The organism is Paenibacillus ihuae (assembly GCF_001368795.1).
Lineage (GTDB): Bacteria > Bacillota > Bacilli > Paenibacillales > Paenibacillaceae > Paenibacillus_AQ > Paenibacillus_AQ ihuae.
In genome coordinates this window covers 2993256-2997624 of the sequence record NZ_LN831198.1, presented here as the reverse complement: position 1 = coordinate 2997624, position 4369 = coordinate 2993256, and the positions used below count along the sequence as shown (strand labels likewise).

At 50.4% G+C, this 4369-nt stretch carries 3 protein-coding genes and 1 pseudogene; all 4 read left to right on the top strand.

Annotated elements, in window-relative coordinates; translation table 11 throughout:
- Positions 1–2181 (top strand): alpha-L-rhamnosidase (locus AQR02_RS13605; RefSeq protein ID WP_245237414.1); only part of this gene is annotated, 2181 nt, incomplete at its 5' end.
- Positions 2182–2363: 182 nt separating this feature from the next.
- Positions 2364–3281: a PadR family transcriptional regulator gene (locus AQR02_RS13600; RefSeq protein WP_054940958.1), complete on the top strand. Its 918-nt coding sequence runs from the start codon at positions 2364–2366 to the stop codon at positions 3279–3281.
- 124 nt (positions 3282–3405) lie between these two features.
- A pseudogene (locus AQR02_RS34225) lies at positions 3406–3567 on the top strand (GNAT family N-acetyltransferase); the annotation flags it as partial.
- A gap of 339 nt (positions 3568–3906) precedes the next feature.
- On the top strand, positions 3907–4369 hold a 463-nt coding region (locus AQR02_RS13590), incomplete at its 3' end, for an S-layer homology domain-containing protein (RefSeq protein ID WP_148449098.1).

Genomic DNA, 4369 nt, shown 5'->3' with positions numbered 1-4369 from the left:
AGCCGGGTGGGAGATCATTATTTTACACCGGGCTGGACGAGTTATGGCAAGCGGCTGCAATACCAGACCTATGATGTCACCAGTCTACTGCATGAAGGTGTGAATACACTGGGTGCACTGCTTGGAAACGGATGGTATAAAGGCTATCTGGGATATAAGCAGGATAAAGAGATCTACGGTTCTGTGGCTGCCCTGCTGCTGGAAATGCACCTGTGGTATGAAGACGGCAGGGAGGAACGTTTTCTTACAGGCCCGCAGTGGCAGGCTGCGGAAAGTGCGGTGCGGATGTCGGAGATTTATATGGGGGAACGGTATGATGCCCGCCTGGAGCGGGATATCACGGACCCGTCGCCAAATGGCTGGTATCCGGTAGAGCTTCATCAACATTCTAAGGAGATTATCACCGCCCAGGAAAATGTTCCGGTTACCAAGATCGAGGAGCTGCAGCCTATTGCCATACTGACAACACCGCAGGGTGACACCGTCCTCGACATGGGCCAGAACATGGTCGGCTGGCTGAAGTTTACGGTTCAGGGAGAACGGGGCCGGACGGTTCAGCTTCAGCATGCGGAAATTCTGGACCGTGAGGGCAACTTCTACCGTGATAATATCCGGGCTGCCGAGCAGCTGATTTCTTATACACTGAAAGGGGAAGCGGCAGAAACGTATGAACCGCATTTCACATTCCAGGGGTTCCGTTATGTGAAGCTTACTGGGTTTCCGGAATCCATTGGCCTGGGTGATTTCACAGGTGTCGTACTTCATTCGGACATGGAGCGCACCGGCCATTTCGAATGTTCTGATCCCCTCGTGAACCAGCTGCATCATAATATCCTGTGGGGTCAAAAGGGTAATTTTCTCGATGTGCCTACCGATTGTCCGCAGCGGGATGAACGGCTGGGCTGGACCGGCGATGCCCAGATGTTTGTCCGTACCGCTTCCTATCTGATGAATACCGGGCCGTTCTTCACGAAATGGCTGCGGGATTTGAAAGCGGATCAGCTGCCGGGCGGAGGCATCCCGTTCTATATTCCGAATCTTACGGATACGTTCTCTGAAGGCTGGGGCGATACTGAACACTCCTCTGCCGCCTGGGGTGATGCCGCAACGATTGTCCCGTGGACGATTTACGAAATGTATGGTGACCGCAGGCTGCTTACGGAGCAGTACGCCAGCATGAAGCAATGGGTCTCATATATCCATGGAGAAGGAGACAATCCGTATTTGTGGAATACCGGATTTCATTTCGGTGACTGGCTGGGTCTTGACTCCAAACCGGACAGCTATGTAGGGGCTACAGACCGGGATTACGTGGCTACCGCTTTCTATGCCTATTCCGTCGAGCTTACCTCCAAAGCGGCAGCTGTACTGGGTTTGGTTGAGGAGGCTGCTTATTATCAGGAGCTGCATGGCAAAATAACCGAGGCTTTCCGCAGCGAATTCCTCACGCCCTCGGGGCGTCTTGCGGTTCCGACGCAAACTGCACAGGTATTGGCGCTGCGTTTCGGGCTGGTTGAAGGAGAGGCAAAGGAGCGGACGATCCACAAGCTTACCGGGCTGCTGGCGGAGGCGGGGAATCACCTGACGACCGGCTTTGTCGGTACCCCGTATCTGAATCCCGTGCTCAGTGAATGCGGGAAGGGGGAGCTTGCGTATGAGCTGCTCTTTAAGCAGGATTACCCGTCCTGGCTGTATCAGGTGACGAAGGGCGCAACGACGGTCTGGGAGCACTGGGACGGGATCAAAGAGGACGGCAGCTTTTGGAGCCCGGACATGAATTCATTCAACCATTATGCCTACGGCGCAATCGGAGAATGGCTGTACCGCTATGTTGCCGGAATCGGACCGGATGAAGCAGAGCCCGGGTTCAAGGTGATCCACATCAAGCCGCAGCCTGGCGCAGGCATGGACTTTGCAAAGGCTGCGGTTGAGACGATGTATGGTCCAACTTCGTCCTCCTGGAGACGGTCTGCAGACGGCATGATGGAGATTGGGATTTCAATTCCGGCCAATGCCAGCGGAGTGGCAGTACTACCGGGAGCACAGCTGGAGGGACTGCAGGAGCAGGCGCTGTCCGCCGGACAGGCGGCAGGGATCCGGGAGATGAAGGCGGTAAGCGGCGGAGTAGAATGTAAGCTGGGTTCAGGCAGTTACCAGTTCAAGTACAATCTGCTGAACTGACGTAGTGGGTTGAGCAAAGTCAGAGTACTATAAACGCAGACGCAGTACACCTGAGCTAGAGCTGTTCCAGTGAATCGCAACAGATTCCGGACAGCTCTTTTTGCGTACGAAAATAAGATTTGTAGTATCTGTATATCATATGTTACTATTAACATATGATAAAACAAACGGAGTGAGTGCAGATGTCGATCAATAATGCCATATTAGGCCTCCTGAGCAGCAGGCCGTTAAGCGGCTATGACTTGAAGAAGCTTATCCAGGAATCCACGTTCATGTATTGGTCGGGCAACAATAACCAGATTTACAAAGCGTTGGTAGAACTGTTGAACGAGGGGTATGTAACGAATGAAGTCCAGCACCAGGAGAGCTCGCCTTCTAAGAAGATCTATACAATTACCGCTGCAGGGCAGCAGGAGCTAAGGCGCTGGGTGCTGTCGTCCCCGGAGCAGCCGGAAGTCCGGAAGACTTTTCTTATCCAGCTAGCCTGGTGTAACGGGCTGGAGACGGACGAAGTCCTGCGGATGCTTGCCGGCTACGAGCAGGAAATCCGCTCACTGATTCATCTGGAACAGGGGAAGGCGGCAAAGGGTGTTTTTGCACCGGACAGAAGCCCGCGGGAAGCACTGATCTGGAGGATGATCGATGCGAATATCCTCTCTACCTACACTAGTGAGCTGCAATGGATCGGTGAGATCCGTGAGGCTATTATTCATGAAAATGAAAAGGAAGTGGATACTGTGAATATTCAAGTGATTACCAAAGATGACCAGCAGTACATTAACTACAGGTTAACGGACGGCAAGCTCAGCACAGAACAGGATATTCTGGATCTGGTCGGCGTCTGCATGGAGCATAATATATATAAAGTGCTGCTTCATGAAGAGGTGCTGTCAGAGGACTTTTATAATCTGCGGACGGGTCTGGCCGGATCGGCACTGCAAAAATTTATCAACTACCGGATCACTGCAGCTGCTATTATAAACAGGGATCAGGCGGACAAAGGGAGATTCAAGGAGCTGCTTGCAGAGTCTAACCAAGGCAATGCTTTTAGGATGTTCACTAATGAAGCTGATGCGGAAGCATGGCTGCTGCAAGTGTAATATAGAAAATTGTTGATGGAGTGAGCTATGGACATTCAGATCAGGGAACTGGAACACTTCGAACAAGCCCGGAGCATAGAAATGGACAGCAGTTTTACCATTGATTCCATACTGAACCTGCGGCATGCCGGTCCTCATGTTAGAAACGCAAAAAAACAATATCAGGGCATGCAAATTCTACGAAAGCTGCGGTTTTGCGATCGGCGGATTTGATTATCTTCTCTACAAGGGGTTACATCCCCACACGAATGAAGCCGCAATTTACTGGTATCTGAGGTTTGAATAGCAAAAGTTAACCAAAAGCATGGAACGAATCTTGAGGATTCAGTTCATGCTTTTTTGTTTGCTGTCGATTATTATCAACAAAAACATGAAAAGATTTAGTTAAATAAAAAATTCTAATTGACTAATTGCTGATTCTGCCTTTAAAATAAAACCGTTCAAGCTGTTCTCACGATAATTGGTTCGTATTTATATGAAATAAACCAAAACTCGCTGGAGAACATTTTTTCAATCATTCAATGAAAGCGTTTTAATATCTAAATAGCAAAGGAGGCTGCTGCGAACCAGAACTACCGTTTAGTTTCTTCTTAAACTACTCTTTAGAATTGGAGGATCTTACATTTTGAACAAAACAACTGGCAAGCTAACAGCTTCGCTCCTTGCGCTGCTGCTGCTCGTACCCTCGCCGATGATGGCAGCTTCCGGGACGGTGAACGAATCCGGCAAAACAGGACAGCTTACCCAAACCACGGTGTCTGACTATAAGGGACATTGGGCAGAGGCTGATTTTCAGTCATGGGTAGAGAACGGGCTAATCACGGGCTACGGGAACGGCGTGTATAAACCGGATCAGAATATCACCCGCGCAGAATGGGTTACACTGGTCAACAGAGTGTTCAATCTGCAAACCCTGAGCGGGAGCAGTTTTAGTGATGTTGCTGAAGGCAGCTCTTATTATACTGAGATTATGAAAGCGGTCTCTGCCGGATATGTGTCGGGTTACAGCGACGGAACATTTCGTCCAGACCAGACCGTAACCCGCCAGGAAGCAGCTGTAATGCTGTACCGGCTGTTTCAGTTAGATG